The organism is Bartonella sp. MR168JLCBS (assembly GCF_042194175.1).
This window is the reverse complement of record NZ_JBHIMP010000500.1, coordinates 1-320: the sequence shown is the minus strand read 5'-3', so window position 1 is coordinate 320 and position 320 is coordinate 1.

Below are 320 nucleotides of genomic sequence, written 5' to 3'. Positions count from 1 at the left end.
GCAATTGCTGAAATTAAAAAACTCATGATGGAACGCCGCCTTTAAAAAATTTATCAGGCGACGAGGTTAAAGTGGGAAGATGCAACCACTTCTCCATATTTTTGTGCTTTTTGAGGGAATGTACGGATCTTAATCTATAAAAGCTTGTTGATTTTTATGAAAATTGAAATGTGCTTGTCACTGGTTGAAAAAGGCAAAATCCTTTTAGAAAAAAGAGAGAGTTGATTTGAAACAAAGCCTCTTAAATGTGGATAAGAAGTGGCAATGATCCAGCATTTCGGGGTTCTGTGTATTTAAGTAAGATGTGAGAGTAAAGGTGG